Raw genomic sequence first — 2059 nt, 5'->3', positions numbered from 1 at the left:
CGCTCACACACCGCCTCGTACGCGGTCAGTGCGCGCTGGGCCGCGCAGAGCAACACCACGACGGAGCCCTTCTCCGGACCGGTGTCGCAGACCTGGATGGGAAACCCGTCGACGGTAGTCATCATCGTCGAAGGCACCACAGCAAATTACAGTCAATTGCCCCGCGCGCGGGCCGTTTTCGTGCGGATCGTTAGCTGTGTGGCAATTTGAAATGTTGTGGCAATATGGAACTGGTTCCCACCCTTGTGACGACAAGGCTGACAATAGAGAACGGTTCTACCGAAAACCCTTGATTGGGTGGCATTTCAAGCCCGACAACCGATGTGGTCAGCGCAGTGCGGAAACGACCGTCGGACGCGGCGGCGGCCCTGCATCGAGGAGTCCGGCGACCGAATCGACGTCGAGGTGGGCGTCCAGCAAATCGGCCATCACATCGAGCTGGGCGTCACGTCGCGCGGCGACATCGACGTCGTCGGCCACCACGAATCCGTCCCGGCCTGCCGCGGCCGCCACGAGGGTCAACCACTGCCGCCGGAATTCGTCGTTGTCGAACAGGCCATGCCAATGCGTCCCGAATACCTGGTCGCGCCTATACCCCCCCGGGGTTCCATCCGCATCGAACCAGGTGGCCTCCGCGCAGCGGACCACCCGCCCGTTGTGGATCTCGTAGCCGTGCAGCGATCCCTGCCGGCGGCGCAGCACCTTGTCCGGCGCAAAGCCGATGTCGGCGTCCAGCATCCCCATCGCTTCGACCCGGCCCGACCGGCTTTCGACCTGGTCGTCGATCGAACGGCACAGCATCTGGAAGCCGCCGCAGATGCCAAGCACGGCGCGACCCGAGGCGGCATGGGCGAGAATGGCCTGGTCCAACCCCCGCCCGCGCATCCAGCCCAAGTCGGCGACGGTGGATTTGGTACCCGGCACCACGATCACGTCGGTATCGGCCAGATCCGCGGGTTCTCGGACCCAGCGCACCAGCACACCGGGTTCACAAGCCAGCGCCTCGACGTCGGTGGAGTTGGAGATCCGGGGCAGCCGCAACACCGCGACCCGAAGCCACTGGGTGCCCCGTGGCGGTTGCGGTGTGCCGAGAACTCGGTGAGCCAGTACCGGGACCGCGTCTTCGGTGTCGAGCCAGAGATCGTCGGCGTACGGCAGGACCCCGTAAGTGGGTCGGCCGGTGAGCTCGGCGAGTTCGCGTAGGCCGGGTTCCAGCAGCGAGACGTCGCCGCGGAATTTGTTCACGATGAAGCCGGCGATCAGCGCCTGATCTTTCGCGTCGAGTACCGCCACCGTGCCGAACAGGTGCGCGAGCAGCCCGCCGCGATCGATGTCGCCGACGATCACAACCGGCAGATTCGCTGCACGGGCCAGGCCCATGTTGACCAAGTCCGTTGCACGCAGATTGATTTCAGCCGGAGAACCTGCACCCTCGCAGATCACTGCATCGAACTCGGCCCGCAGTTGCGCCAATTCGTCTTGCACGACCGCCGACAGTTTGTTGCGGTCCGACCAGTACTCGGCGGCAGTGGCCACCCCAGCGACCTGTCCCCTGATCACCAGCTGCGAGGTCATGTCGCTGCCGGGCTTGAGCAGAATCGGGTTGAACCGCACGCTGGGCGCAAGGCCGGCAGCACGGGCCTGCATCGCTTGGGCGCGGCCGATCTCGCCTCCCTCGACGGTGACCGCGGAGTTGTTCGACATGTTCTGCGCCTTGAACGGCGCGACGCGGACTTCGTTGCGGGCCAGCAGCCGGCACAGCCCCGCGACCAGAACCGACTTCCCGGCATCGGAGCTGGTGCCCGCGACCAGCAGCGCTCCGTTCACGGGTGCGAACGGCTCAGGCGACGGTGAGGATCTCGGCGCCGGTATCGGTGACCAGCAGGGTGTGCTCGAACTGTGCGGTCCACTTGCGGTCCTTGGTGACCACGGTCCAGCCGTCGTCCCAGATGTCGTAGTCGATGGTCCCGAGGTTGATCATCGGCTCGATGGTGAAGGTCATGCCTTGCTCCATCAGGGTCTCCACCTCGGGGGCGTCGTAATGCAGCACCACCAGACC

At 65.5% G+C, this 2059-nt stretch carries 2 protein-coding genes; both read right to left on the bottom strand.

The window, feature by feature from the left end; translation table 11 throughout:
- Positions 1-327: 327 nt before the first annotated feature.
- Positions 328-1827 carry a cobyric acid synthase gene (locus WAO18_RS08695; RefSeq protein ID WP_422205578.1) on the bottom strand — a complete coding sequence of 500 codons (1500 nt, stop codon included), beginning with the start codon at positions 1825-1827 and terminating at the stop codon, positions 328-330.
- 13 nt (positions 1828-1840) lie between these two features.
- The coding region (locus tag WAO18_RS08690; RefSeq protein ID WP_422205576.1) for a M24 family metallopeptidase at positions 1841-2059 on the bottom strand (219 nt) is incomplete at its 5' end.

Source organism: Mycobacterium sp. (assembly GCF_049278535.1).
Classification (GTDB): domain Bacteria; phylum Actinomycetota; class Actinomycetes; order Mycobacteriales; family Mycobacteriaceae; genus Mycobacterium.
The sequence above is the reverse complement of the archived record's forward strand: the minus strand, read 5'-3'. Positions and strand labels throughout refer to the sequence as shown.